At 40.9% G+C, this 26,737-nt stretch carries 31 protein-coding genes; 20 read left to right on the forward strand and 11 right to left on the reverse strand.

Going from position 1 to position 26,737, the window contains the following annotated elements; translation table 11 throughout:
* The first annotated feature begins 10 nt into the window (after positions 1–10).
* From AC23N5_RS25340 to AC23N5_RS25380, 9 genes are all read left to right on the forward strand, one after another.
* Positions 11–1,255: an efflux RND transporter periplasmic adaptor subunit gene (locus AC23N5_RS25340; RefSeq protein WP_277341209.1), complete on the forward strand. Its 1,245-nt coding sequence runs from the start codon at positions 11–13 to the stop codon at positions 1,253–1,255.
* 24 nt (positions 1,256–1,279) lie between these two features.
* Positions 1,280–2,011, forward strand: coding sequence for a ZIP family metal transporter (locus AC23N5_RS25345; protein ID WP_277341210.1), 732 nt, complete (start codon positions 1,280–1,282; stop codon positions 2,009–2,011).
* Between the two features lie 35 nt (positions 2,012–2,046).
* Positions 2,047–2,670, forward strand: a complete 624-nt coding sequence (locus AC23N5_RS25350; RefSeq protein ID WP_277341211.1) for a hypothetical protein — start codon at positions 2,047–2,049, stop codon at positions 2,668–2,670.
* Between the two features lie 85 nt (positions 2,671–2,755).
* Positions 2,756–4,687 (forward strand): heavy metal translocating P-type ATPase, encoded by a 1,932-nt coding sequence (locus AC23N5_RS25355; protein WP_277341212.1) that lies wholly within the window; start codon positions 2,756–2,758, stop codon positions 4,685–4,687.
* 58 nt (positions 4,688–4,745) lie between these two features.
* Entirely contained in the window at positions 4,746–5,114 is a 369-nt protein-coding gene (locus tag AC23N5_RS25360; RefSeq protein WP_472490363.1) for a DUF3703 domain-containing protein, read from the forward strand.
* A 77-nt stretch (positions 5,115–5,191) separates the two neighbouring features.
* The gene (locus tag AC23N5_RS25365; protein WP_277341214.1) at positions 5,192–5,554 is read left to right on the forward strand and encodes a hypothetical protein; all 363 of its coding nucleotides are present in this window, start codon (positions 5,192–5,194) and stop codon (positions 5,552–5,554) included.
* 91 nt (positions 5,555–5,645) lie between these two features.
* The gene (locus AC23N5_RS25370) at positions 5,646–6,839 is read left to right on the forward strand and encodes a di-heme oxidoredictase family protein (RefSeq protein ID WP_277341215.1); all 1,194 of its coding nucleotides are present in this window, start codon (positions 5,646–5,648) and stop codon (positions 6,837–6,839) included.
* Between the two features lie 10 nt (positions 6,840–6,849).
* Positions 6,850–7,299 (forward strand): QcrA and Rieske domain-containing protein, encoded by a 450-nt coding sequence (locus AC23N5_RS25375; RefSeq protein ID WP_277341216.1) that lies wholly within the window; start codon positions 6,850–6,852, stop codon positions 7,297–7,299.
* A 3-nt stretch (positions 7,300–7,302) separates the two neighbouring features.
* Positions 7,303–8,529, forward strand: coding sequence for a porin (locus AC23N5_RS25380; protein ID WP_277341217.1), 1,227 nt, complete (start codon positions 7,303–7,305; stop codon positions 8,527–8,529).
* 28 nt (positions 8,530–8,557) lie between these two features.
* On the opposite strand, the gene AC23N5_RS25385 is transcribed toward AC23N5_RS25380, so the two are convergent.
* From AC23N5_RS25385 to AC23N5_RS25395, 3 genes are all read right to left on the reverse strand, one after another.
* On the reverse strand, positions 8,558–8,767 hold the full coding sequence (locus tag AC23N5_RS25385) for a heavy-metal-associated domain-containing protein (protein ID WP_277341218.1): 210 nt from the start codon (positions 8,765–8,767) through the stop codon (positions 8,558–8,560).
* Between the two features lie 24 nt (positions 8,768–8,791).
* Positions 8,792–11,008, reverse strand: a complete 2,217-nt coding sequence (locus AC23N5_RS25390) for a heavy metal translocating P-type ATPase (RefSeq protein ID WP_277341239.1) — start codon at positions 11,006–11,008, stop codon at positions 8,792–8,794.
* Between the two features lie 93 nt (positions 11,009–11,101).
* Positions 11,102–12,292 carry a replication initiation protein gene (locus AC23N5_RS25395; protein ID WP_277341219.1) on the reverse strand — a complete coding sequence of 397 codons (1,191 nt, stop codon included), beginning with the start codon at positions 12,290–12,292 and terminating at the stop codon, positions 11,102–11,104.
* Positions 12,293–13,159: 867 nt separating this feature from the next.
* Between AC23N5_RS25395 and AC23N5_RS25400 the strand changes: the two genes are divergently transcribed.
* From AC23N5_RS25400 to AC23N5_RS25420, 5 genes are all read left to right on the forward strand, one after another.
* Complete coding sequence (locus AC23N5_RS25400; RefSeq protein ID WP_277341220.1) at positions 13,160–14,161, forward strand: hypothetical protein; 1,002 nt, start codon at positions 13,160–13,162, stop codon at positions 14,159–14,161.
* A gap of 230 nt (positions 14,162–14,391) precedes the next feature.
* Positions 14,392–14,874, forward strand: a complete 483-nt coding sequence (locus tag AC23N5_RS25405) for a hypothetical protein (protein WP_183979889.1) — start codon at positions 14,392–14,394, stop codon at positions 14,872–14,874.
* Positions 14,875–14,938: 64 nt separating this feature from the next.
* Positions 14,939–15,094 carry a hypothetical protein gene (locus AC23N5_RS25410; protein ID WP_277341221.1) on the forward strand — a complete coding sequence of 52 codons (156 nt, stop codon included), beginning with the start codon at positions 14,939–14,941 and terminating at the stop codon, positions 15,092–15,094.
* 650 nt (positions 15,095–15,744) lie between these two features.
* Positions 15,745–16,542 (forward strand): hypothetical protein, encoded by a 798-nt coding sequence (locus AC23N5_RS25415; protein ID WP_277341222.1) that lies wholly within the window; start codon positions 15,745–15,747, stop codon positions 16,540–16,542.
* A 220-nt stretch (positions 16,543–16,762) separates the two neighbouring features.
* On the forward strand, positions 16,763–17,317 hold the full coding sequence (locus AC23N5_RS25420; RefSeq protein ID WP_277341223.1) for a hypothetical protein: 555 nt from the start codon (positions 16,763–16,765) through the stop codon (positions 17,315–17,317).
* A 112-nt stretch (positions 17,318–17,429) separates the two neighbouring features.
* Here AC23N5_RS25420 and AC23N5_RS25425 read toward each other — a convergent pair whose 3' ends face one another.
* From AC23N5_RS25425 to AC23N5_RS25435, 3 genes are read right to left on the reverse strand one after another with little or no spacing between them, the layout of a single operon-like run.
* Entirely contained in the window at positions 17,430–17,912 is a 483-nt protein-coding gene (locus AC23N5_RS25425) for a hypothetical protein (RefSeq protein WP_277341224.1), read from the reverse strand.
* Positions 17,909–18,292, reverse strand: a complete 384-nt coding sequence (locus tag AC23N5_RS25430; protein WP_277341225.1) for a hypothetical protein — start codon at positions 18,290–18,292, stop codon at positions 17,909–17,911. Before AC23N5_RS25430 ends, AC23N5_RS25425 begins: the two co-directional genes overlap by 4 nt.
* A 6-nt stretch (positions 18,293–18,298) precedes the next feature.
* On the reverse strand, positions 18,299–19,123 hold the full coding sequence (locus AC23N5_RS25435; RefSeq protein WP_277341226.1) for a ParA family protein: 825 nt from the start codon (positions 19,121–19,123) through the stop codon (positions 18,299–18,301).
* A 156-nt stretch (positions 19,124–19,279) separates the two neighbouring features.
* On the opposite strand from AC23N5_RS25435, the gene AC23N5_RS25440 reads away from it, so the two are divergent.
* Together AC23N5_RS25440 and AC23N5_RS25445 are read left to right on the forward strand one after the other, a co-directional pair.
* Positions 19,280–19,714, forward strand: coding sequence for a plasmid mobilization protein (locus AC23N5_RS25440; RefSeq protein WP_277341227.1), 435 nt, complete (start codon positions 19,280–19,282; stop codon positions 19,712–19,714).
* Positions 19,711–20,325 (forward strand): relaxase/mobilization nuclease domain-containing protein, encoded by a 615-nt coding sequence (locus tag AC23N5_RS25445; RefSeq protein WP_277341228.1) that lies wholly within the window; start codon positions 19,711–19,713, stop codon positions 20,323–20,325. Before AC23N5_RS25440 ends, AC23N5_RS25445 begins: the two co-directional genes overlap by 4 nt.
* A gap of 4 nt (positions 20,326–20,329) precedes the next feature.
* Here the strand turns inward: AC23N5_RS25445 and AC23N5_RS25450 are convergent, their stop codons facing one another.
* Positions 20,330–21,034: a hypothetical protein gene (locus AC23N5_RS25450; RefSeq protein WP_277341229.1), complete on the reverse strand. Its 705-nt coding sequence runs from the start codon at positions 21,032–21,034 to the stop codon at positions 20,330–20,332.
* On the reverse strand, positions 21,009–21,542 hold the full coding sequence (locus tag AC23N5_RS25455) for a hypothetical protein (RefSeq protein ID WP_277341230.1): 534 nt from the start codon (positions 21,540–21,542) through the stop codon (positions 21,009–21,011). The genes AC23N5_RS25450 and AC23N5_RS25455 overlap by 26 nt, the downstream gene beginning before the upstream one ends.
* Before the next feature lie 179 nt (positions 21,543–21,721).
* Here AC23N5_RS25455 and AC23N5_RS25460 point away from each other — a divergent pair, with 179 nt between their 5' ends.
* From AC23N5_RS25460 to AC23N5_RS25475, 4 genes are all read left to right on the forward strand, one after another.
* Positions 21,722–22,012 (forward strand): hypothetical protein, encoded by a 291-nt coding sequence (locus tag AC23N5_RS25460; protein WP_277341231.1) that lies wholly within the window; start codon positions 21,722–21,724, stop codon positions 22,010–22,012.
* A 114-nt stretch (positions 22,013–22,126) separates the two neighbouring features.
* Positions 22,127–22,339, forward strand: coding sequence for a helix-turn-helix transcriptional regulator (locus AC23N5_RS25465; protein ID WP_277341232.1), 213 nt, complete (start codon positions 22,127–22,129; stop codon positions 22,337–22,339).
* Complete coding sequence (locus tag AC23N5_RS25470) at positions 22,332–22,661, forward strand: HipA N-terminal domain-containing protein (RefSeq protein WP_277341233.1); 330 nt, start codon at positions 22,332–22,334, stop codon at positions 22,659–22,661. Before AC23N5_RS25465 ends, AC23N5_RS25470 begins: the two co-directional genes overlap by 8 nt.
* Complete coding sequence (locus tag AC23N5_RS25475; protein WP_472490364.1) at positions 22,658–23,593, forward strand: HipA domain-containing protein; 936 nt, start codon at positions 22,658–22,660, stop codon at positions 23,591–23,593. Before AC23N5_RS25470 ends, AC23N5_RS25475 begins: the two co-directional genes overlap by 4 nt.
* A 107-nt stretch (positions 23,594–23,700) precedes the next feature.
* Here AC23N5_RS25475 and AC23N5_RS25480 read toward each other — a convergent pair whose 3' ends face one another.
* From AC23N5_RS25480 to traM, 3 genes are read right to left on the reverse strand one after another with little or no spacing between them, the layout of a single operon-like run.
* Positions 23,701–24,264: a conjugal transfer protein TraO gene (locus tag AC23N5_RS25480; protein WP_277341235.1), complete on the reverse strand. Its 564-nt coding sequence runs from the start codon at positions 24,262–24,264 to the stop codon at positions 23,701–23,703.
* A gap of 21 nt (positions 24,265–24,285) precedes the next feature.
* A complete protein-coding gene (traN, locus tag AC23N5_RS25485) occupies positions 24,286–25,230 on the reverse strand; it encodes a conjugative transposon protein TraN (protein WP_277341236.1) in 945 nt (314 codons plus the stop codon).
* Between the two features lie 14 nt (positions 25,231–25,244).
* Positions 25,245–26,720: a conjugative transposon protein TraM gene (traM, locus tag AC23N5_RS25490; protein ID WP_472490365.1), complete on the reverse strand. Its 1,476-nt coding sequence runs from the start codon at positions 26,718–26,720 to the stop codon at positions 25,245–25,247.
* Positions 26,721–26,737: the final 17 nt, after the last annotated feature.

Consider the following 26,737-nt stretch of genomic DNA (forward strand, 5'->3'; position numbering starts at 1 on the left):
TTTTGAAACCATGCAATTCCATATAAAAAATGTTTTTTCAGTAAGCACGGCTTTTGCCCTTTCCTTTTTGATTATTTTCTCTTGCAACAAAAAAGCGGAAACTGCCGAAACCGAAGACCACCACGGTGAAAAAGGAGTGGTAGAGCTTACACCAGCCCAAGTAAAAGCAGCGCAAATTATCTTTGGGGATTTTGAGAAGAAAAACCTCAGCGAAGTCATTACGACTAACGGCTACACTCAACTGCCCCCCCAAAGCCAAGCAGATGTGTCGGTTTTTATGAGTGGAATAGTCAAGACCATTACTGTAATAGAAGGACAGTATGTAAAGAAAGGTCAAACCATAGCCACATTTCAGAGTATGGAGTTTAATAACCTTCGCCTTGAAAAAGCAAAATTGATGGAGGAGTTGCAACAAGCCAAAGTCAACAAAGAGTTTTTGGATTTAGATTTTGCCCGACAAAAAGAACTGAGTGATGAAAACGTTACGGCTAAAAAAACGTTTCAAAAAGTCAGCTCAGAACTTGATTTGGTGAATAACAAAATCAAAATAACCCAACAGCAAATTGAAATCTTAGAGCAAAACTTACTCCTTAATGGTAATGGCAATGCTGCCACGATTTTGATTACCGCCCCAATTTCGGGTTATATCACCGCCATCAATGTAAAAATCGGGAGTAACATTTCGGCTAATACGTCATTATTTTCGATTGTAGATAATTCGGCAATGTACGTTGAGTTATTGGTTTACGAAAAAGACCTTTATAAAATACAAGTTGGCCAAAATTTACGCTTTGTGCTTACCAATCAGGGGAATAAGGAGATTATCGGCAATATTTTTAGCATTGGCAAAGCCTTTCAGAAACAAACCAAATCGGTGGCCATTCGTGCTAACATCAACAATAAGACTATCGGTTTAATACCAGGAATGTATGTCAATGCCTTAGTTGATATTGGCAATAGTGATGTGAATACCCTGCCAGCCGAAGCCATTGTAAAAGCCGAAGGCAAAGAGTTTATTTTTATTCGTGAGGCCGAAGAAAAACACGAACATAGTACAAGTGAGAAAAACCATGAAGAAGATACAGGTGTGCATTTCAAACGAATAGAGGTCAAAACAGGTACCTCTCAATTAGGATATATACAGGTTACCCCCTTGGAAACGATTCCAACAGGTGCAAAAATCGTCATAAAAGGAGCATATTATTTACAATCGTCCATTGCTAATGCCGAAGGTGGAGATGAGCATGGACATTGAGTAGCTTAAATATCAAACGAGAGGATGGCACAGTTTTCAGAAGTTTTTCTGTATGCCCTAATCCCTGTCATTTCTATCCTAATAGGAGGAATGACAGGCTTATTCCGAACGCCCAGTGGAGCGTTTAGAAGTTCGGTGTTGCATTTTGCTGCTGGCGTAGTTTTTTCGGTGGTTGCCGTAGAGTTGCTCCCTGATATTATTAAAGAACATAAGCCCATAGAAGTAGGTATTGGCTTTGGATTGGGGATTGCTACTATGCTTCTGATAAAATATTTTGCCGAAAAACTTGAATCTAACAGCGCAGAGAACAGCAATAAAAATAACTTACCAATAGGGCTGTTAGTGGCATTGGGAATAGATATGGTGATAGACGGTTTGTTGTTGGGGGTAGGCTTTGCCGCAGGTAATACCGAAGGTATTTTGCTATCAGTGGCATTGGCATTGGAGGTTTTTTCGTTGGGATTGGCCGTTGTATTAGCTTGCAGTAAAAGCAATATTTCCAACCAAAAGAGCCTACTTATCTTATTCCTTCTGGGTTTAGTTTTCTTCGTGGGGGCCGTTTTGGGAATTACGCTACTATCACGTTTATCACAAGAAATGCTTGAATTGGTTTTATCGTTTGGATTAGCCGCCTTGTTGTTTTTAGTAACAGAAGAACTACTCATTGAAGCCCACGAAGAAAAAGAAACCCTTTTACAAACCAGTATGTTTTTTGTAGGTTTCCTTATCTTTCTTTTAGTAGGGATGGTGGCATAATTTTAAAATATTGAAAAGCTAAGAATATATACAATATGAACCAAATTCTTTTCGGCTCGCTGATATTGAGCATTTTACATGCGCTGATTCCCAGCCATTGGCTACCCTTTGTTACCATTGGCAAAACTGAACGCTGGTCAGAAGGTCGCACCCTTACCGTAACGGCATTGTCAGGTCTTGCCCACACCATAAGCACTACCATTTTAGGAACTATTGTGGGTTTGGCTGGCTATGAATTAGCCGAAAAATACCATGAACTTGCTGAAAGCGTGATTCCTGCTGTGCTTCTGATGTTGGGGTTATGGTACCTAATGCAACACCTACGACATCAACATGCCCACGAACACATTGATACCCAAAAACAAAAAGGCAAATCATTCAAAGGTCTTTTGTTTTCGCTTTGTATCGGCATGTTTCTGTCACCTTGTATGGAAATCAATGCTTACTTTCTAAGTGCAGGGGCATTGGGCTGGCAAGCATTGAGTTTGGTGGCATTTATCTATAATGTGGTCACACTCGGAGGAATGCTAATCATGGTCTGGGTAGCAGGGCGTGGGCTTCGGCTCATCAATACCCACTGGTTTGAACATAACGAAAATCTCATAACGGGGCTAACCCTCATTGGATTAGCCATCCTCAATTTCTTTATCGAATTCTAACTGATCGTTTTTCATGGAAAAGAAAATGCAAAGTCATAAAAATCATACAACAGATAATTGCTGCGACACGTCGCCAAAAGTTAAAATGCCAATACATAGCGATAACGACGGACACGACCACGACGAAGAATCAGGTGAAGCAAGCCTATTTCAAAGCCGCTGGCGGTTGTGGTTGAGTTTAACAATCCTACTGGGTTTCATTGCCGTCACGCAGTTTTTCAAAGTAGAAGTAGCCAAATCCGTTGAAATTACTTTAATGACACTTGCCTACCTATTGGCTGGTTACAATACCCTCGAAAGGGCTTTTCGTTCGCTACGCCGAGGCGATTTTTTCAACGAGTTTACACTCATGTCCATTGCTACGTTGGGGGCATTTTACATTGGCGAATACAGCGAGGGTGTAGCCGTGATGATTTTCTATGAAATTGGCGAATTGTTTCAGGATTTGGCAGTCAATCGCTCCAAGCGTTCCATCAAATCCCTATTAGATGTGCGCCCTGAAACCGTAACAGTATTACGCAATGGTAATCAGCAGAGCATTAACCCATCATTGGTGCAAATTGGTGAAACTATTTTGGTGAAGCCTGGCGAAAAAGTCGCCTTAGACAGTACTTTATTGACTGATAACGCCAGTTTCAATACAGCAGCGCTCACGGGTGAATCTCGCCCCGACACCAAACGCATTGGCGAGGTAGTGTTGGCAGGGATGATTAACTTAGATAAAGTAATTGAACTGACAGTAACGACGGCTTTCAAGGACTCTAAACTTTCTCGTATCTTGGAAATGGTACAAGAGGCCACCGCTCGCAAAGCTCCTACCCAGTTGTTTATCAGCCGTATGGCAAAAATTTATACCCCCATTGTATTTGGATTGGCATTGGCAATTACCTTGATTCCTTTCCTTTTTGTATCGCCTTATATTTTCAATGACTGGTTGTATCGGGGTATGGTATTTTTGGTCATTGCCTGTCCTTGTGCGCTTACTGTTTCAATTCCTTTGGGCTATTTTGGCGGTATTGGCTTGGCTTCTCGCCACGGCATTTTAGTCAAAGGCTCTAATTTTTTGGACGTATTAACCGAAATTAATACAGTCGTTTCAGATAAAACAGGAACGCTGACAAAGGGCGTTTTTAAGGTGCAAACAGTTAGCCCCCCACCCCCCGATGGGGGAGTTTCCGAAGGAGAATTTATCAAACTAACCGCCGCTCTTGAAAGTAATTCTACGCACCCCGTGGCGAAGGCGGTGGTGGAGTATTCTAATGAACAGAAGGTAAATTGGCAAAATAGCAAAGTCGAAGCCGTAGAAGAAATATCGGGTCATGGCTTGAAGGGAATGGTAGATGGCAACGTAGTACTGGCGGGGAATTTGAAACTATTGCAAAAGTTCGTTATTTCATACCCCGCTGAATTGGTGCAAATCGTTGAAACGGTTGTGGTCATAGCCATTGATAATCAATACGCTGGCTATATCACCATTGCCGACGAGGTAAAAGACGATGCCGCCCAAACCGTTGCTGATTTGAAAGCGTTAGGTATTGAAACAGTTATGCTATCGGGCGATAAGTCGGCAGTGGTGCAAGAAGTAGCCCACAAACTGGATATCTCGAAATCCTACGGTGATTTACTACCTGAGGGTAAGGTAGAAAAAGTACAAGAACTTAAAAATCAGGGTAAAAAACTTGCTTTCGTTGGCGATGGTGTGAACGATGCTCCCGTAGTAGCCCTTGCCGATGCGGGCATTGCCATGGGGGGTATGGGGTCAGATGCCACTATCGAAACTGCCGACATTGTGATTCAGAATGACCAGCCACACAAGATTGTTTCAGCTATTAAAGTCGGAAAAATCACCAAATCAATTGTTTGGCAAAATATTTTGCTGGCGATGGGTGTAAAAGTGGCCGTTATGTTGTTGGGGGCAGGAGGTATCGCCACTTTGTGGGAAGCCGTTTTTGCCGATGTGGGTGTGGCTTTGTTGGCTATTTTGAATGCTTATCGAATTCAAGGCAAAAAGGTTTGACCTCACCATAGAATACCAAAATCAACATATTTTATCACTCATTTATCGCCGCATTTCTATGAAACTTTATTGGAGTATGCCCCCATCGTTGCGGCAGCACTATCAGCAAGAATTACAACATTACCAAAACGCTTTTGCTACAGGAAATTTATCAGAAGCATGGCATCGGCTCGAAAGAGCACACATTTTGGGACAGGCTTGGCCACTCGAACATTCCTATGTGCATTGGTTGATGCTCAGATTTGGTATTTATATCAAAAGTACCAAAGAAGTATTGGGGCAAATTCCGAGGTTATTGGTAGGAGGAGTTAAATCTTTTGTAGGGAAGATTCCAGTGGGTAATACGGGTGGGGCCAATGTTCCTTCCCTTCGCCCAATGGACATTTCGCCAGACTTGAAACAAATTTTAGAATCCAATCTAAAATGATTACCTTAATGACAGTAGTCTTGGATTTCTTAAAAAGAATACTCAATTTTATATAAATCTCTAATCGCCTGACTACCTTGTTCTTCACGGTACACATACGGCAACGAATCGCCACCTTTTTTGTGGTTTTTATGCTGTTGATTCAACTCAACAATGTGCTGTTTCGTCATGCCCACCGCTTGGCAAACGGGAAGATTATTTCGCACGCTCACCCTTACAAGCCCGTTGGTAATAGCCCGTTTCAGCCTAATAATCACTCGACTAACGAGCTGTACCTTTTAGATACGATTTGCAACGCCATTTTTGTAGGATTGACAGCTTTTACGTTTAAGTCGTTGATATTTTGTTTTATCAACGACTTAGTTTTTTTCTACCAAACGCTCTTCGTAACTACCTTTTTTGCTACACCCTCACTACGAGGCCCGCCCATTTTTTGTTGAAATGCTATCTATCTCTAACCAGAGCAAGTATATGTACTGTACAGTTCTGGTTGGAATACCTTTTTATTTTCAACAAAAAATACGCAAACTGATGAAACCAATTTATTACTTATGCCTGCTGGCATTTGGCGCTTTTGCTATTACCGCCTGCGAAAAATTATTGCCCGCTGCGCCCGAAGAACATGAAGTGCTGGACGGAACCATTGAAGGGCTGACGGGTACCGAAAATGCCCAATTCTTACGGGGAGACCTTGCCTTTACCCGAAATTTTACGCCTGCTACGGGGCTAGGACCGCTCTTTGTTTCAAATTCTTGTATTAGTTGCCACGCTGGTGACGGCAAAGGCCACCCTTTTACCAACTTGGTACGTTTTGGGCAAACCGATGAAACAGGCAATAAATTCATAGCACACGGCGGTCCTCAACTCCAAAACAAAGCTATTCCTGGCTTTTCGCCTGAAAACATTCCGTCAGGGGCTTCTCATGCTACTTTTATGGCTCCTGCCAACACAGGTTTGGGCTTTTTGGAAGCCGTACCCGATGCCGATATTCTGAAAATGGCAGACCCTGACGACAAAGACGGTGACGGTATTTCGGGTGTTCCGAATTGGATTGAACTACCCGATTTTGTTAAACCTGCCACCAATGCTATCAGCAAAGAGGGTAGGTACATAGGGCGATTTGGGCGGAAAGCAGGAGCGCATAACTTGCTCAACCAGACCGTCAATGCCTACAACCAAGACATGGGTGTGGTGACTACCTATTCTCCCCACGACACGTACACTGGCAAGGAATTAGACCCCGAAGTGCCTAACGTAGAGGTGGAAGATTTGGTGTTTTACCTTCATACACTCAAAGCTCCCATTCAGCGTAATACTGATGCTGCTGATGTAAAAGCAGGTAAGCAACTGTTTGTCAATATCCAATGTGGAACTTGCCATCGTCCAAGTTTAAAAACGGGTAATTCATACATCAAGGCACTTGCCTACAAAGAGTTTTTTCCTTATACCGACCTCTTGATGCACGACATGGGAAAAGAACTCGATGATAACTATACAGAAGGAACTGCCAAAACTTCCGAATGGCGCACTACACCACTTTGGGGCTTGGGATTAGCCAAAAACTCTCAAGGAGGCAACCTATTTTTGCTCCACGACGGGCGAGCCAAAAGCATCGAAGAGGCTATTTCATACCATGGGGGTGAAGCCCAAAAAAGTCGTGAAAAGTACAAAGCCCTCAACACTACTGAACAACAACAACTCATCACATTTTTAGAAAGCCTATAATCACCTCACCATGCAAAGAAGAAATTTTATCCGCACAAGCTGTTTGGCTTGCCTCGGCGGTAGTGCAGTAGCTACGTTACTACAAGGGTGTAGTTCAACGTATTATGCCCAACAAGTTCAATTGCAACAGAACAGCTTAGTTGTCAAAAAAAGTGAGTTTATCGAAATGAAAAAAGGGCAAGCTACGTCGAATATGCGCAATGTCGTGGTAGCCAAGTACGAGAAATTAGCCTTTCCAGTTGCTATTTTTCGACTTGCAGAAGACCAATACAGTGCCGTGTATTTGGAATGTACCCACCAAGGTAACGAAGTACAACCCCAAGGTAACTACTTGGTGTGTGAAGGCCACGGTAGTGAGTTTGACAGCAAAGGCAACGTAACTCAAGGGCCAGCCGAAGACCCGTTGCGAACTTTTTCGGTGAAATCTGACAAAGATAATATTTACATTTTACTGAGCTAAACCATGCAAAAACAATACTTAATACTATTAGTCATGCTGAGCGGGTTTTTGAGTGCAACAGCCCAGATTGACACCACCTTATTGCGGCGAAACACAAAGGTAGATTCGACCAAAATGAACATGGATGCAGTCTATAATCGCCCGTTTTTACAAGTAGGTCGTACCCCGCTGGGCGTGGGTGGCTATGCAGAATTAAACACAAATTATGCCGCTACTGACGGCATAAGCGAGGGTCTATCGTTCCAGATGCGGCGTATGACCTTGTTTTTTGGCGGTAGTCTGCACCGCAAAATCAAGTTTATGTCCGAACTTGAATTTGAAGACGGTACCAAAGAAATCAACATTGAGTTTGCGGCCGTCGATTTTCAATTTGCTAACTTGTTCAACCTGCGGGGGGGTATTATTATGAATCCCATCGGAGCTTTTAACCAAAATCACGATGGTCCTCGTTGGGAGTTCAACGACCGACCTATTTCGGCAACGCAAATGCTTCCAGCTACGTTTAGCAATGTCGGTATGGGCATTTATGGCAAAAAATACTCCAAACAGTGGGTCTTCGCCTACGAAGCCTATCTTACCAATGGTTTCAACGACGACATCATCGCCAACGAAGACGGACGAACCTCACTACCCGCTGTCAAGGCCAATCGTGACCGTTTTGAAGAAAGTAGCAATGGACAACCACTTTTTACGGGTAAAGTCGCTATTCGCAATCGAAAAATCGGTGAAATCGGTCTCTCGTACATGACAGGTGTGTATAACAAATTTCAAGACGATGGGTTGATATTGGACGAAAAACGAGCGTTGGGCGCATTTGCTATTGACGTCAATACCACACTCCCCAAACTCAAAACCTTTATTACAGCAGAATGGGCGTGGATTAACGTAAACGTACCCTCTACCCACGCCACCCAATTCGGAAGTAAACAAAGCGGTGGATTTGTGGACATTGTACAACCCGTTTTTAAAAAACCACTGTGGGGCTTTCCGAACTCTACATTCAATGTAGCCTGTAGGGTAGAACGAGTGGATTGGAACGTTGGTACGTTTGCCGAAACAGGCACAAAAATCTATGATGAACTTTTTTCTGTAATGCCCGCCATCAGTTGGCGACCTATTCCCTCTACCGTAATTCGGTTCAATTATCGTATCCAACGTCAATGGGATATTCTGGGAAACCCTCCCGCCAAAACTGGGGCATTTCAGTTAGGAATTTCGAGTTATTTCTAAATCAAAGGGGCGGTTACTCGCCCCTTTTTCATATCTGTTCAATCTTAAAACCTGCCTGTTCCACCGTTCGCTGAATAAGTTCACAGCTAACTTCTTCGCCCGAAACGGTCAGGATTTTGTCGGGATTGTTGGTATCTACTTTCCAGCTTTCTACTTCTTCCAACTGGTTCAGAAAAGGTGTTACTTTGGCTACACAGCCGCCGCAGTTGATATTGGTTTTGAATTGCAAGGTTTCCATTTTAAGGATTTGGTTTATGTTAAACTACATTTTTTTCATTTTTAATCGTAAACTATTGGCCACCACCGATACTGAACTCAGTGCCATCGCCCCTCCTGCAATCATCGGATTAAGCAAAAATCCATTGATGGGGTACAGTATCCCCGCTGCCAGTGGTATGCCAATGAGGTTATAGATAAACGCCCAAAAGAGGTTTTGGTGAATAGCCGCTACCGTCCATTTAGAAAGCCGAATGGCTTGGGGGATTTTCTGCAAATCACTCGAAATAAGCGTCATTTTTGCTACGTCCATCGCAATATCAGATCCTTTTCCCATAGCGATACTCACATCCGCTTGGGCAAGGGCATGAGAGTCGTTGATACCATCGCCAACCATGGCTACTATCTTGCCTTGTTGTTGTAATTCTGCTACAAAAGCTGCTTTATCGAAGGGTAATACTTGTGCTTTGAAATGCTGAATACCCACTGATTCTGCTACTTTCTGAGCCGTAAAAACGTTGTCACCCGTGAGCATAAACACCTCTATTCCTGCTGATTGAAGTGACTCAACGGCTTGCAATGAGGTAGATTTTATGGGGTCAGTAATGCCAAATACTGCCAAAATTTGCCGTTTATCGGCAAAAACAATTACCGTTTTGGCCTCCGATTGCCACTGAATAATAGGTAAATCATGCGAAAGAATACTGAGTTCATTCATCCAAACGGGGCTACCCATGTAGTATGTTTGACCCTCTACAAGCGCTTTAACACCTTTACCCGTTATGCTCTCGAAGTGTTGTACAGGGACAGCTTTTACACCTTCCAACTTCATGTGTTTGACAACAGCTTCGGCTAATGGATGAGATGATTGACTCTCTATTGAGTAGGCAATTTCTTTTAGCAACAGGCTTTCTATTGTCCAAATACTGTTACTTACCGTTGGTTTGCCTTCTGTAATTGTTCCTGTTTTGTCTAAGACCACCGCATTGATGCGATGTGCCAATTCCAAACTTTCAGCATCTTTTATCAAAATCCCGTTTTCTGCCCCTTTGCCTACCCCCACCATAATGGCCGTAGGTGTGGCCAAACCCAAGGCACAGGGGCAAGCAATGACCAGTACTGTGACAGCGGCTAAAAGTCCTTGTGTAGTGGCATTATCTCCACCTAATAGAATCCAAACCAGTAGCGTTACCAACGCAATACTTATCACTACTGGTACAAAAATACCTGCAATTTTATCGGTAAGTTTTTGGATCGGTGCTTTGCTGCCCTGAGCGTGCTGTACCATGATTATGATTTGCGCCAGCAATGTTTCGCTCCCAACTTTTTCGGCAATAACACGAAAACTTCCCTGCTGATTGATGGTGCCTGCATAGACTCGATGTCCTTTACTTTTTTCAACAGGAATCGGTTCTCCCGAAATCATACTCTCATCCACAAATGACTTACCCAATATTACTTTTCCGTCCACGGCTACCTTATCACCTGGCTTCACAATGATTCGGTCTCCCACCCGTACTTCACTAATCTGGATTTCTCGTTCTTCGCCGTTTTCGATGACCCAAACTGTACGGGGTTGCAATCCCATAAGCTTTTTAATGGTAGAGGAGGTGTTGGCTTTGGCTCTTTCCTCCAATAATTTACCCAACATAATAAACACAATCACTACCGCTGCCGCCTCGTAATATACGTGAGCATGTAAGCCCTGTCTATGCCAAAAATCAGGATATATAGTATTGAAAAGGCTAAACAGAAAAGCAATACCCGTACTCAGCGCTACAAGCGTGTCCATGTTCGCTTTCCGATAGCGGGCTTGTTTCAAAGCGTTGATAAAAAAACTTCGTCCGAATACCACCAAGACAGGTGTAGTCAACAGCATCATTAGCCAATTGGCATAAGGCATATCCATGAAAAACATTCCAATGACAACCACGGGCAAAGTCAGTGTTCCTGCCCAAATTACGTTTGTTTTGAGCTTTTCATACTGATTGGCTTTGATTTCTTCTTGTTTTTCTGAGGCTTTTTCAATGTCCAGAATTAAGTCATAGCCAACCGCTTGGAGCGATTTTTTGAGATTCTCAGGTGTTGTTTGGTAAGGGTCAAAAGCTATTTGAACTGATTCGTTGGCAAAATTTACGACACATTCCAACACACCCTGCTGTTGGCTCAACACACTTTCAACGCTACTCGCACAGGCAGCACAGGTCATTCCTATGACGGGCACTATAATTTGCCGTTCTTTCTTTTCAGTTATTATTTCCATCATCTTACAGATTTGATACTGCAAAAGTAAAGCTCACCAGTGAGTGAGCTGTTACAAGATTTTCGGAATGGTTTATATGATTTTCGGAAAAAGCTAAACAGCCTTTGTAACTTTCAATCCAAACCCTTCATCCAATTCAAAATAGAGTAAAAATCCTCGCTGTTTAGATTCTTGCTCCGTATTTTCAAGGTAAGAACGGATACCTGTTAGCGAACGCATTGATTCAGCGTGGTAAGGAAACATGCGAAAGAATTCTTTCATCATCCATTCCACATCTGTTACCATATTAAACTGATTGATTAAGGCCGTGCCTTGAAATTTGGCAACCAATTCTCCATAATGAGTCTTATTAGCTGCATTACCCAAGAGGCGGTCATAAAATTCGTCTGCATGTTTGCGTAATCGAGTTTTATAGTCGGTTGTTACTTGTTCTATGTACTTATCCACGTCCGTGATTACGTCTCCCCTACCCTGCTTGGCTTTCTTTTCTTCCAGGGCCTTCACGTTTTTCTTTTCCCATACCCAAAACCGTATGCCCGTTACTCGTGGTTTTTTAGATTCCAAGTTGTTACCCAACAATTCATATTTTACAAACAAGTCGGTTTTTTCGTTTATCTCGTGAATGGCTGGGTCGATTACATGCTTCTTTAAGGACGAAAAACGGGAATATACCGCTTTATTGAAGCCCAATTTTTCCTTGAATGATTTCAAATCTACGTCGATGGGACGACCATAATTTTTCCAACTACTAAAAAAAGGGAATAACTTAATAGAGCGAGTCGTTTGTAGGGCAAATACATTTTTCTTGAAGAAGCTAAAATTCTCGGTTTCCTTTACCTGCAAAATCTGCTTCGCTAAGTCATGCGAGATGTATAGATCTATTTTCCCCGAGTCGTGCTTATGTACACTCTGTGAAATAATGGGTACTATGATGGTCTCTCGGCCTTCTATCCATTCCACAAGCGTAGTCTGTAACATCTTGATGGAGTCAATCAAGTACGAATAGCCCGATGTGTTGGTGGTTTGGATGCTCTTTAAAAAGTCTTTAATTTCAAGTGTTAATACAATGTTTGTATTACGACTCAGATTCTCCAAGTCAGAGGGTTTTAAGCGAGAAGCAATTTCGTAGAATAACTTGGGAGTATATACTTCGTTGATTTCAGCTTTTTTACTTTTTGATAACTGACGTATAAAGGTAGGAGTTGCTATGGGATTATTCAGAATGACCACATCAGAATTATTCTGCAAGTCTTCAATGTATTCTGAATTGGTCTTCTTTGCCATTAGGGGTCAGTCAAGGTTTAGAATTCAAGCAAACATAGGAAAAAAGTAAATGTACTCAAAATTCATTTACATTATCATTTTTTAAGTATATTGATTATCAAGTAATTAACCATTATTCAGTAATGAATAGCTATACATTATTGCCAAAAATGTATATTAACTTACATCAGTATTCATTTTTTAGAATTGGCTACCATGGTTTTACATGAATGGATATACATTTTATGCTGAGTTATCAACAATAAAAATCATTTAACTCTTTGTTTATCAGTACAATAAATACTTATCCACACATGAATGAATATACATTTTATCAGTTTGGAGTTTATACATGAATGGATATACATGTATACATGACTCAATATACATTTATACATGAATGGATATACATTTATACATGACTCAATATACATTTTTACATGAATGAATATACATTTACTATTTCACAAAATGTTTAAAATCAAATAGTTACATTCATTTTGGGGGCTTCTAAAAAACTATTATATAAAAGCATTTAAAAACCTTCTTTAAAAAACTATATAAAAAAGGTATTTTGATTTTTTTGTTCTTTTATTTTTTTGAATCAATGGGGAAAAGAAAAATTTCTTAAAAGGATGTCATATAAACTAAGCATTTAGTTACTTTTAATTGACTTTAAAGACAACAACGCTTCAATTTGATATAATAAACAAAATTATTTATTGCTCGACATGAATGAATATACATTCTCTAAAAGAGAACCAAAGGGGTAATTTTGAACCACAAACAAAGGGATAAATAAGTGATTTACAGTTATTTAAGTGCTTTTTTCAATCAGAGTTCGTTCGTATTTTTGAATCGTAAACAAACACTTAAACGCTTATCACAATGAAAACAGCATCAAAAAATGCCAGTAAAAACCTATTGTCCCACACTTCAACTTGGGACAAAATCTGCTTTCCAGTTGAAACCGTAGCCTTAGAAGGACTTTTGCCCGAAAACTATCATGTTGTAGCGACTGACCGCCAACGAGCGATTGTAGGCCAAAAAACAGACGGTAGTAACCAAGTTTTCGCTATTCAGAGCAAAAGCTATTCTTTGATTCCTAATTCTCTGATTAAATCTGTTGCTGACGAGTGTTTAGGCGTTGACTATGAACTTAGCATTCGGTACAGCTCACAAGGTGAGTTTTCGATTGGAATTGTACTGCCCGATTCGCTGGTGATTGGCAAAATTGGTAACGACACGATTCGCAAGCAATTGACCTTTACAAACTCCTACAACGGGAAAACGCCGTTTACTATCCAAGGGCATGAGATGCGAGGTATAAAAAGTGCTGTTATGAGGGTCTCTTATTATCGTCAAATTTGCTCAAATGGAATGATGGGTTGGGCTGATGAGTTTATTTCGTTGGATGAGTATTTGCATTGGCTCACAAACGGGATGCCAGCTAATGCCAAGGTAAAAGGTTTGGAAGAACGGTTTGAGCAGAAAGATGAAGAACAATTCCTTCGGATTTTCTCGCACAAAGGCATTAACTTAGACAAGTTCCAACAGTTTTTGGTGGGCTTGGTCGGCGACTTTTCCCAAATCAAAAAAGAAAGTAGTACTTCACAAGTGTACAACTTAATGACAGATTTGCAAGTAACAAACTTGGAAGAAGCGACCGAAATAGTTCGAAAGGTTGGAATTCCTAAGAAATTAATTTCGGCAGCCTTAGAACGAATGGAATTAGAGCAAGGAATGTTGCAAAGTTCCTCCAACGTTTGGCTGCTCTACAATGCGGTTAATCATTCGCTCTTTAATCAAGCTACTTCTATGAGCGTTCAAGACAGATTCTATGCTGATGAAAGGGTTTTTCATGGTTTGCTAACAACGTATCTTAACTAATAAGATATTTTAATATTTACCTATCTTGATATGAAAATAATTGCATTTTTTTCGGTTCTCTAACACTTCAAAACAGTAGCTTGTAAAATCAAGCTACTAAAATCGGGAATCATGGGGAAATTGACAATACAAAACAATAGGTGATTAGAAGTTGATGCTAACTTCTTGATAATAAGGTAGATATTTTAGTATTTAAGTATCTTTATATCAAGATAATAAACTACAATCCAATGAGAAAGACAAAACGTGTACCTACCCTTTTGAAAAAGGAATTCCAATTAGAATTGATTCATTTCGGCAAAAGTAAGCTGGAAGAATTTGCCACTGCTATTGCTGAAAAGGTTGAAAGCGGTGAAGTTAATCCTGTACTTGCTGAGTCATGGCTCTACCGAATTGAATACATTGCCAAGCAAGCCCGTGAAAAAATTGCTCAAACTTTACAAGACGAATTAGATCGTTATCCCGAAAAAATTCCCGCTGCTTATGGATTGGCTTTTACTCGAAAAGCTACTTCGACCCGCTACGATTACTCGGCAACGCCTGATTATAAACGCTTGAAGGATGACGTGGCGTTGATTGAACAATACGCCCAGAAAGCCGAGAAATCTAAAACGCCTGTACAGCTCTATGACGAAGACGGGACTTTTCGATTCACCATTCATCCAGCCAGTAAGATTCAAAAATTTGGGTATAGCCGTGAAATCGTTGATTAAAGCATCTTGCTCAATCTCACAAACAGCCCGATACCGTCGGGCTGTTATTTGTCATACCATTGATATGATTCTCAGAAAAGGACTTATTGGAAAGGTGATTACCAATCAAAAACAAATCCTGATTGATAACCAGAGAGCCACACCCGATTTTGAATTCGTACCAGACATCAATCCTGATTTATCCTTTTTGGTTTTTGAATCTGAGATTGAGTTTTTGTAGTTTCCTATTTAGATATTTTTATATTTTAATACCAAAATACTGGGTTACTCCTCGGTAACGTATAAAGGCATGGGTTCGCCAACTTCATACGCTGCCCAGTCAAGGAATCAAGGGGAAGCCTTTAAAATAAGTTCAGCTTCGCTTTGAACGCATTTTGAAGGCAAAACGCACCAAAGACATTCAAGCCAAACACGCACATAGCCCCTACTCAACGCAGTTGTCTGGCTTGAAAATCTTTGACCCAAGCGCAATCAGGGGGAAAAATCACGACAAAGCCCTCCAAATCAGACATACACGAAGCTCCTACACAAGCCAATTGTCTGATTTGAAAACCTTTGACCCAAGCATAAGCAAGGGGAAAGCCTTCAAAATAAGTTCAGCTTCGCTTTGAACACATTTTGAAGGCAAAACGCACCAAAGACATTCAAGCCAAACACGCACACAGCCTCTACTTAACGCAGTTGTTGGGCTCGAAAGTCTTTGACCTAAGCGCAATCATGGGGAAAACTATAACCGCCTAATCGAATGGTAGTTAGAAGTTTGGTAACTAATTGATTATCAGTAGTAAATTATTTTTCTTATGCTTTAAAAAACGTATTTTTGATAAGTAATCAAATACAAATTATTCTTTCACTTTAATCAATTTTACCATGTCAGCAACCGTAATTTCTCCCGAAACTACCACAGTTTCAACGGCTTTAACTGTAAACGGAACTCAAAGATCCCTTCAAGAATTGTTCCCTAACTTATTTGAAACATTAGTTGATGAAGACACAGGCGAGGAAACCCTCGAACCAAAAATCGTTTACATTGAAGGAAGACCCAAGATATACCGCTTTGATGGAAAAACAGGGCGTTTCAATCTGGACGGGAAAGAAGATTTAGGCACTGATTTTACTTTTCAGCCTTTTGCATGGCGACTTTTTAACGGTGGGTTATTCGACCGTAAAGAAAGCACACAGTGGGTTGAGTTCTTCTTTTTGGACGCTGACTTGTGTGTAAGCACGATCATGTTCAATAACACGAGTGCCATTAATTTCAAAGAAGCCCGTGAAAAAATAGTCTATCAGCGTAAGAAATTTGAAGACTTGAAATTTGTTCTCAAAGCCGAAAAGAAGGATTATGAGATAACCCTACCTGATGGTAAAACGCAAAAGGGTAACTACTTTGCCGCTACTTTTCAATTTGAAGAAGGTGATTTAGCTTTTCGGAAGTTGGGGCGAGACGTGGCACGAGCTTACAACGTGTATGGGGCTGTTACCCTGCAAAATACCGTGACTACCTTCCTATCTGATTGGTTTCCAAAGCACCTTATCTATGGCCTACCTCTCGTTGAGCCGCCCAAAGAGGGAGCTACAAACGAACCTGTATCAGTAGTTGAGACAATACCTGTTGAGGAAGTACAAACCGTTTCAAAATCCAATACTAAGAAATTGTCAAGAAAGTAAACTAACACGAAGGCAAGGCTTAACAGCTTTGACCTTCGTTGGTTGGGAATCAAGGGGTAAAAGCGAATGTAAAACAAATGGTAGTAATAAGTTTTAGTTAATATGTTGATTGTCAGGTTAAATATAAAAATATCTAAATATTAAAGTATCTTTATAGTAAGCTAATCACTCAAAATGGGGCAGTGATTAGCACTTTGTTTCATCTTTAATCAATCGTAAAATGAAAAATTTACTACTCAAAATTTCGCTTATTTCTCTCGTCTTTTCTTTTCCGATTCTGGCTCAAACAGATTCAACTAAGCGCTTTACTATATCAAATGTAGAGGCCACCATGGGCTTGGGACTTCACCCTACTGGCAATATGTATGGCTTTCGATTAGGATTGAAAGATAACCTAAACCCTAATCGAGATATACGGGTATGGTTCAACTCGACCAAATTGATTGGCGACAATACGACCCGTCAAGTATTAGCTGGTGTAGGGATAAGGAAAAAAGTCCTTGAATTGCAAAGTGGCGTGTCTGGCTTTTGGGGTTTGTCCGTTTTTGGTGGACATGAGAAAAAATTGAGCGAGTACCAGGTATTAGGGTTTGTAGTCGAAGGGAAGCAATCCCGTTTTGTTGCTGGTATCGAAGGAAATGCAGAAGCCGAAAAAGGGCCAATTGTTGTTGGTTTTCGTTACCGAGTTAGTCCCTTATCACTGGCTCAGAAAAGTTATGCGCTTGTTTCGTTGGGGTATCGTTTCGACGCTCGGTTATTTCGATTGAAAAAATAAGCCAAATCGAAGCCCCAAGCGATTTGGTTGAGCCTCTGAAAAAGAGGCTCTTTGCAGCGGGAATCAGGGGGTAAATGCTAATAACCGAATAATAAAATATCTAAATAGAAAACTACTCAACTATTTTATCCTCCTCTTCGATGGCTTCCAATAGCTGCTCAAATTCAAATAACTCAGCTTTTCGTTCTTTACGCTTGGTAATAATTTCTTCCAAGGTTTGTTGCGCTTGGCTTACCGAGGCTTGAATCTCCTCATTAGAAAATAGCGCAAAATGCTGTTCTGAATCATCACTTGCGAACTCGGAATGTTCTTCGATAGGCAAAGGTGCTGTTTTTAATTTATCGCCCATTAAGCTATTTTGATAGGAAACTATTTTAGTATCTAAGTCATCTAACCGTGAGCTAACGATTAAATCTCCCGTATTTTTGAACGAACCGCCTTGTTTGGGTTGAAAGAATGTGAAGGTTTCGGGAATGGGTCTTTTTTCCTTAGTCCGTTTTGATACTTTGAAAAAGCCCAAGAGCAGAGCCGCCCAGATTACGATAACTAATATGGCACTGACTAAGTATAAACTCAACGAGATTTGTAACATCATTGGGTTTTGGCTTGAAAATAACCTGCCATTTCTGCCAAAAAATCATCAGATCTGCTTTTTTCAACAGCCTTGGCATGAAGGAATTCAATATATTTCTGCATCGAAATCTCCACACCGTGCCGCAGAGCCAACGAGTATTTGAGTTGTAACCACTCTGAACGAAATTGCTCATCCAATTTTAGTCCGATGTGAAATACCTTTTCGGTTTTTACCTTTACTGCGAGCTGAGGTTTTGGTTTTATACTCGTTTGGTAAGTAGATACTCGCCGATTGAGGGTTTCGTCGTCGAAGTCCATTTCTGAGATGGAAGAAGGGATTTGGCTTTCTGCAACCTTTTGTTTGGGCAATCCTATTTTGAGTGTTTCGGGTAGTTGTGGCATGGATATTTAATTATTTTGATAATTAGATAGCTTAATAACTTCTTCGGTAAACCGTGCTATGCCATTGAGGTACTGGCCACCTTTGAATAGAATAGGAGACGAAATGGTTGTCCACATCTTGGCACGGTCGAAGCCAGAATCAGCATCATTCAGTCGAGTTTCGAGAAAGTCAAAAGAAATGCCCTTAGCAGCAAACTTGGTTTTCAATTGCGATTCAATGAGTGCCGCTTTTTTCTGAAACGTGAACTTATATTTATTCCAAAAACAGCAAAACTGGGTTGAATCGGAAAGATGACCTTGCTTTACGTGGTCGGCCAAGGTCAGACAATATTCCAGTGAGGCCATCACGTCAATGTTTTGCGTGGTAAAGGGAACAAGAACCAAATCGGCGAAACGGAGTGTACGAACAATACTTTCATCAAACCTACCCCCTAAATCAAAGAAAACATAGTCGTAGGAATCACTGATTTTCTCAATGTTCAATTCATCTAATTCCGATTGTTCAACAGTGTAAATCGGATAAAAATCAGTAATGCTGCGTTGTTGATTGTGGCGATACCGTTCATAAATGGCTTGGTCGGCTACTGAAAGCTGAGAGGCAAAAAGAGCTTTTTTTACCTCATCAAAATCCTGACATTTTTGGCTGATATTTTGGTAAATGGTTTGTTCCCGATGGCGCAAGCTGTCAATTGAAAATTGTGGAGCATCAGCATCAATCACCAAGACTCGTTTACTCAATTCGTAAGTTAAGTAAGACGATAAAATAGTCGTGATGGTAGATTTGCCCGTTCCGCCTTTGGAGGTATGTACACAAATGATTTGGGCTGACATAAATTTAGTAAATTATATTAAAGTTGCTAAAATAAATAAAATAGTTTATTTAATATTGTTTTTGAATTGGAATACCTCGAAAATAGGTTCGATAGAGAGGAAAGAACTTAGGAATGAAGGGGAAACTTTAAAGGTTAAAATCAGAATAAGCAAGTTATGTTTTTGGCAGACAAAAAAAGGGTAGAGATAATAGACGAAGGGGTAAAATCCAAGCACAAAAAATCAAAAATACCATCCAATGGTCGCCCTAAAAAAGATGAAACAAAAGTAAGGAACAGGCGACTAACCGTGCGATTTACGGAGGCTGAATGGGACTTATTGAGTAAACAAAGTAAAGCAAGTAACCTGAATAAGGCTGACTTTTTGAGGCAATGCAGTATGCAAAGTAAGGCGTACTTACCTGTGCAACAATCGTTACCAACGGACGTACTTGCTTTGCTTAAAAACCTTGAAAAGTTATCAGGAACGATGTTGCAATTGAGTCACAAAGTCAGCCATGAAAAGGCTATTTCGGCTGAGATAAAACAGACGACTTTGCAGGTATCTAATATCGTTCAGCGTACTTATGACTATCTGGAAGAAACCTTATGATTGGAAAAGTAGCCTCTATCGGAACGAGCTTCTTGGGGACATTGGAATACTGTTATTACGCCACCCGTCCCAATCTAAGCCTTGACCGTTCACAAGTAAGGGGTGAATTGGTCTATTTTCAGCAAGTACCTGTTTCAACGGTTAATAATTTAAGACAGGAAAAAGGAGCTAATAAGACTCTTCTGAATCTTGAAAAAATGGCAGAACGGATGCAGCGTACCGCTAACTTAAATCATCGTATTGAGAAACCCGTTTGGCACCAAGTTTTTTCGTTTCCCGTTGGCGAGAAAATCAATACCGAAACGATGGCTGAGATTTGTCAGTTGTTTGCGCAGCGTTTTGGCATGGAAAACAACCAACTCGTTGCTTTTCGCCATGCTGACAAAGACCATGACCATTTTCACATCATTGCTAACAGAATCAGTTTAGATGGGAAAAATACGGCAAAAACTCGCTTCAATTTTTTAGAAATGGGTCGTTTTTGTCAGGAAGTAGAACAATTGTATGAGCTTACATCAACCACTCAAATGAAGCGGGTAATTTGGAAGGAACAGCAAAAGACAGAGGATGCGCCAGAGGTGATAACAAAAAGACAGATTCGAGTAGGTTAGGGTTTCACCCAAAGCTGTTCACGAAAGATTCCAGCATTTCTAAAATTTTCATACTGCGGTGGGCTGCAAACCGAGGTTCAATATGAGCATAGATGCCTTCTTTAATGTCTGGATGTTTTAGAAGTCTTGTGAATTCTACTTTTAAATATTGGCTCAAATCGTCAGAAATACTGTATAAATCATTACTTATTGTGGAGCAATTGTCAAGGATAAAGACGATATCCTCAAAATCAGTACTGGTCCGAAAGTCATTCCCACCTCGCATCTTGTGTGCTTCTAATTTTGTGGCAATGAAGTAAGCGGAATTAAAAATTTTCACAGAGAAGCCATCAAAAAGCTCATGATCAATCGCATTTTTGAAACCATCTACATACCAACGGTTACTAAACCCAAGTATATTGGTTGTAGTTGGCATCACATCAACAATGATTCCTTGGACTTTGTACCGACAAATTACACCTGATTCAACATCATTTTGGAAGCCGATTGAACGAAGTCGTTCATCCAGATCTCCATAATTTTTGTAAGAAGCGAGTTCAATAACCACATCAACGTCGTTTGTTGGCCTAATTTCTACTGATTTTTGTACATCAGCGTAGAGGGCAACAGTGGCGCCACCGACAAAGACTACATTTTCATTGAGTTCTTGTAAAGCCGTGGCTACGGCTTTAATCCGCAGTATGTTAATATGCTGATTGTACGGATGCATCGAAAAGGGTTTTAAGTGCTTGATTTGCTAATTTGATTTCACGGGGTCTTCCAATTCTCAATATATCAATGGCCGCTAATATTTCGTATAAAATAAGGTCATTTTTAACCGCATTAGCTACTGAAACGTACAATGGTTCAATAACTTGACCTCGAATATTTCCATCAGGATTAGGCCAAACAAACGCTTCATTTGAGATAAACTGGGCTTGGAAAAACGGGGCAGAGTGTGCCGTTGGCGTACCTATTGATAAGGGACCAGGTACGGCGGGAAACACATATTTTACGCCATGTTGCAAAAAATCCAACAGGTTATTTCTAAAAACCTGCCTTTTCTCATTATCAATCAAACCACCAATCATGGAGCGATTGAGTGATTCACTGATTTCGGACAAACTAATCCCTAAATCATTTGACAAATTACGAATTTTCCACTCGTGATGCCCGTAAGCAATAATTTTTGATAGAACCACTATATCAAGCGGTCGCATCCCATTGTGCTTTTTCATGTTCGTTGTTCGCAAATTGCGATATGCGAACAAAAATAAACATTATTGTCGTAACTCAGTCATTTTCAAATCAAAAATGCTAATCCATTGGATAAAAAAATCACCTATTAAATCCTCTATTTTTGACAAAATAGCTTACTATCTGTATATTTAGATATTAAAATAGCTAACTATTTCTAATGGAAACAACAACTTTACCCATTGAACAATCCCCCAAAAGACGAGCCGAAGCATTGGGGTTTCGATTGGTTAGAGTACAACAGCAATCGGCAGATGTGTATCAGATTTTTGATACAACAGGGTATTTGTGGCAAATAAGACTTTGTGATGAATGGGACGAACTACCAAGTTGGCAGCTTAGGAGCGAGGCCGAAAAAGATGCCTTGTTCACCTTGGCGATGGATGAATACTACGGCTCACCTTGTTGGGAAGAGGGCGGGGGCTTGGGAATTATGCCTTGTGTAGAATAGGATTAAAAATATTTTGCACCCATTCGGGTATAAATCAAGTATTATTTCCTATATTCGTACCCGAACAGGTATAAAACAATTGAATACTAATGAAATAACCCCGAACAGGTATAAATGAAAAGTCTTATTGCCCAATTTGTAAAGGACAAACGCAAGTCTTTAAAACTGACCCAAGTGGATTTAGCTGAAAAATCAGGCGTAGGGCTTCGCTTTGTACGAGAACTCGAACAAGGAAAACAAACCTTACGGCTTGACAAAATAAATCAAGTTTTGGATTTGTTTGGGTGTGAAGTAGGACCCGTCAGAAAGGAGGTAAGTCATGAATAGGAGTGGAGCGGTTTATTACCAAGACCAATTGGCAGGAATCATTAGCGAAGAAGAAGATGGGTATGTATTCACGTATGAAGCAGCCTATTTGAAAAATAATTACCTGCCTGTGAGCTTAACTTTACCGCTGAGGGAAGCACCCTATAAAAGCAAGATGCTATTTCCATTTTTTGACGGATTGATTCCCGAGGGTTGGTTGTTGGAGATTGCCATTCAAAATTGGAAGCTCAACCCACGAGACCGAATGGGACTATTACTGACAGTTTGTCAAGATTGCCTTGGGGCAGTAAGTGTGAAGAAAATAGAAAATAGTGAGCCATGAACCAATGCTGCCTTTATTGTTATCAGCCTTTGAGTGAGCCTGAGCAAGACTTCCACGTCAAATGCTGCAAGAAATTCTTTGGGACACCTATGCCGCCGATTCTCCATTTGACTCCTGATGATTTGCGAGAAATGGCCCGACGACTCATCATTCGTAGCGTAGCTGTAACTGGTGTGCAGCCCAAACTCTCGTTAGATTTAGAAAGAGTAGATGCCCAAACAAGTCGCCTGACGGTGGTGGGGTTGTGGGGAAATTATATCCTCAAACCACCAACTGACCACTTTGAAGCTCTACCCGAAAACGAAGATTTGACCATGAAATTGGCAGCTCTATGCGGCATCAAAACAGCAGAACATACACTAATTCGATTGCAATCGGGTAAATTGGCATATTTGACCAAACGCTTTGACCGACAAAAGGACAAAAAAATCCACATAGAGGATTTATGCCAACTGACCGAAACCCTCACCGAACATAAATACCGAGGCTCCATTGAAAAAGTGGGTAAGACGATTCGTACCTATGCTACCAATAAAGGTTTGGATGCGTTGGCTCTATTTGAGTTGGTCGTTTTTTGTTTTCTCACGGGTAATGCTGATATGCACCTGAAAAACTTCTCGCTGATTCGGTTTGACGATGGAGAGGTGGCTCTATCTCCCGCCTACGATTTGGTTTCTACTAAATTGGCTATGCCCGAAGACCTGGAAGAATCAGCTTTAACCATAAACGGCAAGAAAAACCGACTCAAACGAGCCGATTTTGATGAATTAGCTGCAAAGTTGGGTATTCCTGCCAAATCTTCCGAACGGGTTTATGCTAAGTTTGTAAAGAAACAAACTGCCATGTTAGAGCTGATTGGGCAGAGTTTTTTGCCGGATGAGATGAAGGCGGAATATGCTAAGGTGTTGATGGGGAGGATTGAAAGGATATAATAGTTAAGTATTTAGATAGAAAGATATTTTAATATTTAGTTGTTTAAATAGGAATTCGGCACAATTAAATTTCACAAAACACTACCCATAGAACAGGGTGAAGTTGCTCACCTCCCATGCCACCTCACTCCCACAAACACCGTTGAGTGAAACGCTTGTACTGATGATGTAGGGTTCCATCGTTGGCGGAAACCGAAAACAACGGGATTTATTTCCACTTCGAGGCCAGCGTCCAAGCCTACCAGAAACGTGGAACGCTGCATTGCGGTTTCAGAAATAACTTGGTCATGGTTGATGGACTCATAACCTGCAAAGGGTTGAGCCAATCCCCGCACAAAAAAGGTACGGGTGGCATTGCGGTGTAAGATGAATTCGTAGCCATATCCCAAGATAAATTGTTCTTGTGGGATATTGGTTGAATCAACTAATGCGGAGGTTTTACGTTGGTAACTTGCAGTGGATTTCCAGGCGTTGTAATGGCGGTTGTATTTTCCAGTTGAAAGCAGTATTTGGGCACCACTAAGGGGGCGAAAACCGTCCACTGTTCCCAAATAACCTTCAAAAAACCGTTGCCCTTTTAAGTGGTTTTGAGCATTTGCTGCAAGCCCAAAGACGAGCCAAACAGCAACTATTTGAATAGAAAGATATTTTGATAGTTTAGTATTCTTCATTTTTAACTCAAAATCAAAGGATTATAGATTCTTAGCTTGTAGCATGATGTCGCTTTCTACTTGGAAACGCAAGTGGCGACCGCCGTCTTTTTCGTACAGCTCTACTTCAATTACTTTATCTTCTGGGAAAGTTCGCAAGGGGAGGGCATACACTGTGGTGTACTCGGTATTACTGCGGATGGTAGTCAAAGTTTTAGGATAATTGGCGAAAGGTTTTATTTCTACTTCTTGGGCTGCCATGCGTTTGAGTACGTCTTTGTCTCTCAGATAAAACTTAAAAAAATCAATTTCGTAATCAATCTCAGAATCGTTTCTAACGTTCAATTGAAAGTAAATCGTTTTATTTTTCACGTACAGGCTCGTGAGCAAGCAGGTCAGTTTCATCTTAGAAGCACCGATGTTTCTAATGTACGAAGTCAGCTTCTGAACCTTCTGACATTCGGTTAGTATCTCGTTTTCGTTTTTCTCATTGGGTTTATCCACGAATGAAATAATAGGACTGTGGTTCATTCCTTTTTGGTCAGACGTAAAATTGTCGGCTAACAAATTATTGGCTATGTTGATGTTTAAGATTTCGGGGTCTTCTTGAAAACGAACCAAGAAACTGTAAAAACCGCCTTCTTCCGTAATAACCGTCATATTAGTTTCGCAGAAATCGGCTTTTTCTTTGGCTTTTACACGCAGTATATTCGGTACTGTTTCGGGAATTTGGGCAATTACATCGCCTGTACCAGCGTCAAATTCTCTGATTTTGGCAGGGAAAATGATGTGTATTGTTTTTCGATTGGAAACTCCAATTGGGTAACTTCCTTTTACTGAGCCTTTATCAATTGGTAAAATATAAGGCGTGCTATTCACTGATTGCGTCAGTATTGGATTGGCGATTGAAACACCTTCTTTCTGGGCATAACTTGAAAGTGACAAGCTGAGACCGACAAATACTGTCGGATAGAAAAATATTTTCATATCAAGATAGTTTGTTATTCGTTGATTGTTCCGAACGAACTACCCCGTTCGGTGGGTTTGAGTAAGATTTTGTAATTGGGTTTTACGGTTACTTTCACATTCGCAATTTTCGCTTGGGCGTATGCTCTCACGCCCGAAAAAATCGAATTCCCAGCTTGTAAGGCCATTTGTGTACCTACCTGTTGTCCTAAACTGCCTTGCTGAATAAAGAAAGAAGGTGAAGCTACTGCTGTTTGTGCTGATTGCCCCAAACTATTGGCGATGATGTTTTTCTCTCGAATTTTAGGAACATAAAGCCCTGCACGGCCATCCAAGTCATATACCGTGAGATTGGTTTGATAGAGGGTGACGCCGAGTCTAATGCTAATGATTGTAACACTAATCCTTTCTCCGTTAATCTGACAAGTTCCTGCCAGAAGTGTGTGAACAGGTAAAGTTACTCGTTCACTATTTAACAGCAATTGTACGGTTTCAGTCAATCGAATTTTTAGGGTACTTCCATTTTCTACTACCACTTTGTCACCGTCGCCGTGTATTACTGCTTCGATGGCGGTGTTGTTAGTGCGGGTTGATTTGGAGTTGGTTTTTGCACTGTTAGCGCCGTAGAAACCGTTAGTCGTTCTCTTTTCAGTTTCCGTCAAAATCATAGTATTAGGCTCTTCGGCTTCATTTTTGAGTAGCCCCTTGTTCTCCGCTTCTATTTCCTTTTTGAACAATGTGCGGTACTCAGCGGGTAATTGGCCACCGTAGGCTTTTTTGAGGGTCAAGTATTCTTTGGTCATTAATGGATCGGCAGATAGGGTAGGGGAGGTTCCACCTTCGGTTTGGCCACCCATATTCCTTTGATTCGCCATTTCTATTTGCCGTAAAACAGTTTCGGTCGCACGACGATTAAAATCACGGTCGGCTCGGTCTTGACTTTCCTCGCTTAATTGCTCCTTACTTTTTGGGCTGCGGTACATCGTCTTCAACACCCGTTGCTGCTCCCTTAGTTGTCGTTGGTTTTGCTGGGTAAACTGACGCTTTTGAAATGCTTTTTGCTCAGTAGGTGAAGCGTATTGTAGTTGATTATTCCTCCGTTCAATTGCTTGCAAATCATTTTCAGTCAAGTATTCATTCGTGCCCAGGCGTTGCGTCGGGTTCTGCCCCGTGAGCATTTCGGTATTTTGAGCAGCGTGTTGATCGAGGGCATTTGTACCTGAACGATTAGGGCTAAGGTCGGAAGGGGTAAAGTCTTTGTCATACTTGTCGTCATCCTTCACATTTTTTAGTTTTGCTTCGGGTGGGGCTAAGTCGAGGTGAGTACTATCAGCAGAATTACTTTGACCAGTTGAGATAAATCCACCCATCACTCCAAAAATTCCTATTCCGATTAAACAAGCAATTGGGATTAGAAACATGGCTAACTGTTTTTTATTAAAACTCAATTTTTTAGCCGTTTCAGCCCCTGCCGTCATGGGCACATGGTGCGGATTTGAGTTGTTATTCATGTGCATTGGTAGTGAAA

It is taken from the genome of Runella sp. R5_40 (assembly GCF_057652295.1).

Excerpts from the sequence above, each read along its gene's own strand:
- AC23N5_RS25340 (WP_277341209.1), top strand. The coding sequence starts at position 11 with ATGCAATTCCATATAAAAAATGTTTTTTCAGTAAGCACGGCTTTTGCC.
- AC23N5_RS25345 (WP_277341210.1), top strand. The coding sequence starts at position 1,280 with ATGGCACAGTTTTCAGAAGTTTTTCTGTATGCCCTAATCCCTGTCATT.
- AC23N5_RS25350 (WP_277341211.1), top strand. The coding sequence starts at position 2,047 with ATGAACCAAATTCTTTTCGGCTCGCTGATATTGAGCATTTTACATGCG.
- AC23N5_RS25355 (WP_277341212.1), top strand. The coding sequence starts at position 2,756 with ATGCCAATACATAGCGATAACGACGGACACGACCACGACGAAGAATCA.
- AC23N5_RS25360 (WP_472490363.1), top strand. The coding sequence starts at position 4,746 with ATGAAACTTTATTGGAGTATGCCCCCATCGTTGCGGCAGCACTATCAG.
- AC23N5_RS25370 (WP_277341215.1), top strand. The coding sequence starts at position 5,646 with ATGAAACCAATTTATTACTTATGCCTGCTGGCATTTGGCGCTTTTGCT.
- AC23N5_RS25375 (WP_277341216.1), top strand. The coding sequence starts at position 6,850 with ATGCAAAGAAGAAATTTTATCCGCACAAGCTGTTTGGCTTGCCTCGGC.
- AC23N5_RS25380 (WP_277341217.1), top strand. The coding sequence starts at position 7,303 with ATGCAAAAACAATACTTAATACTATTAGTCATGCTGAGCGGGTTTTTG.
- AC23N5_RS25385 (WP_277341218.1), bottom strand. The coding sequence starts at position 8,767 with ATGGAAACCTTGCAATTCAAAACCAATATCAACTGCGGCGGCTGTGTA.
- AC23N5_RS25390 (WP_277341239.1), bottom strand. The coding sequence starts at position 11,008 with ATGGAAATAATAACTGAAAAGAAAGAACGGCAAATTATAGTGCCCGTC.
- AC23N5_RS25395 (WP_277341219.1), bottom strand. The coding sequence starts at position 12,292 with ATGGCAAAGAAGACCAATTCAGAATACATTGAAGACTTGCAGAATAAT.
- AC23N5_RS25400 (WP_277341220.1), top strand. The coding sequence starts at position 13,160 with ATGAAAACAGCATCAAAAAATGCCAGTAAAAACCTATTGTCCCACACT.
- AC23N5_RS25405 (WP_183979889.1), top strand. The coding sequence starts at position 14,392 with ATGAGAAAGACAAAACGTGTACCTACCCTTTTGAAAAAGGAATTCCAA.
- AC23N5_RS25410 (WP_277341221.1), top strand. The coding sequence starts at position 14,939 with ATGATTCTCAGAAAAGGACTTATTGGAAAGGTGATTACCAATCAAAAA.
- AC23N5_RS25415 (WP_277341222.1), top strand. The coding sequence starts at position 15,745 with ATGTCAGCAACCGTAATTTCTCCCGAAACTACCACAGTTTCAACGGCT.
- AC23N5_RS25420 (WP_277341223.1), top strand. The coding sequence starts at position 16,763 with ATGAAAAATTTACTACTCAAAATTTCGCTTATTTCTCTCGTCTTTTCT.
- AC23N5_RS25425 (WP_277341224.1), bottom strand. The coding sequence starts at position 17,912 with ATGATGTTACAAATCTCGTTGAGTTTATACTTAGTCAGTGCCATATTA.
- AC23N5_RS25430 (WP_277341225.1), bottom strand. The coding sequence starts at position 18,292 with ATGCCACAACTACCCGAAACACTCAAAATAGGATTGCCCAAACAAAAG.
- AC23N5_RS25435 (WP_277341226.1), bottom strand. The coding sequence starts at position 19,123 with ATGTCAGCCCAAATCATTTGTGTACATACCTCCAAAGGCGGAACGGGC.
- AC23N5_RS25440 (WP_277341227.1), top strand. The coding sequence starts at position 19,280 with ATGTTTTTGGCAGACAAAAAAAGGGTAGAGATAATAGACGAAGGGGTA.
- AC23N5_RS25445 (WP_277341228.1), top strand. The coding sequence starts at position 19,711 with ATGATTGGAAAAGTAGCCTCTATCGGAACGAGCTTCTTGGGGACATTG.
- AC23N5_RS25450 (WP_277341229.1), bottom strand. The coding sequence starts at position 21,034 with ATGCATCCGTACAATCAGCATATTAACATACTGCGGATTAAAGCCGTA.
- AC23N5_RS25455 (WP_277341230.1), bottom strand. The coding sequence starts at position 21,542 with ATGAAAAAGCACAATGGGATGCGACCGCTTGATATAGTGGTTCTATCA.
- AC23N5_RS25460 (WP_277341231.1), top strand. The coding sequence starts at position 21,722 with ATGGAAACAACAACTTTACCCATTGAACAATCCCCCAAAAGACGAGCC.
- AC23N5_RS25465 (WP_277341232.1), top strand. The coding sequence starts at position 22,127 with ATGAAAAGTCTTATTGCCCAATTTGTAAAGGACAAACGCAAGTCTTTA.
- AC23N5_RS25470 (WP_277341233.1), top strand. The coding sequence starts at position 22,332 with ATGAATAGGAGTGGAGCGGTTTATTACCAAGACCAATTGGCAGGAATC.
- AC23N5_RS25475 (WP_472490364.1), top strand. The coding sequence starts at position 22,658 with ATGAACCAATGCTGCCTTTATTGTTATCAGCCTTTGAGTGAGCCTGAG.
- AC23N5_RS25480 (WP_277341235.1), bottom strand. The coding sequence starts at position 24,264 with ATGAAGAATACTAAACTATCAAAATATCTTTCTATTCAAATAGTTGCT.
- traN (WP_277341236.1), bottom strand. The coding sequence starts at position 25,230 with ATGAAAATATTTTTCTATCCGACAGTATTTGTCGGTCTCAGCTTGTCA.
- traM (WP_472490365.1), bottom strand. The coding sequence starts at position 26,720 with ATGAATAACAACTCAAATCCGCACCATGTGCCCATGACGGCAGGGGCT.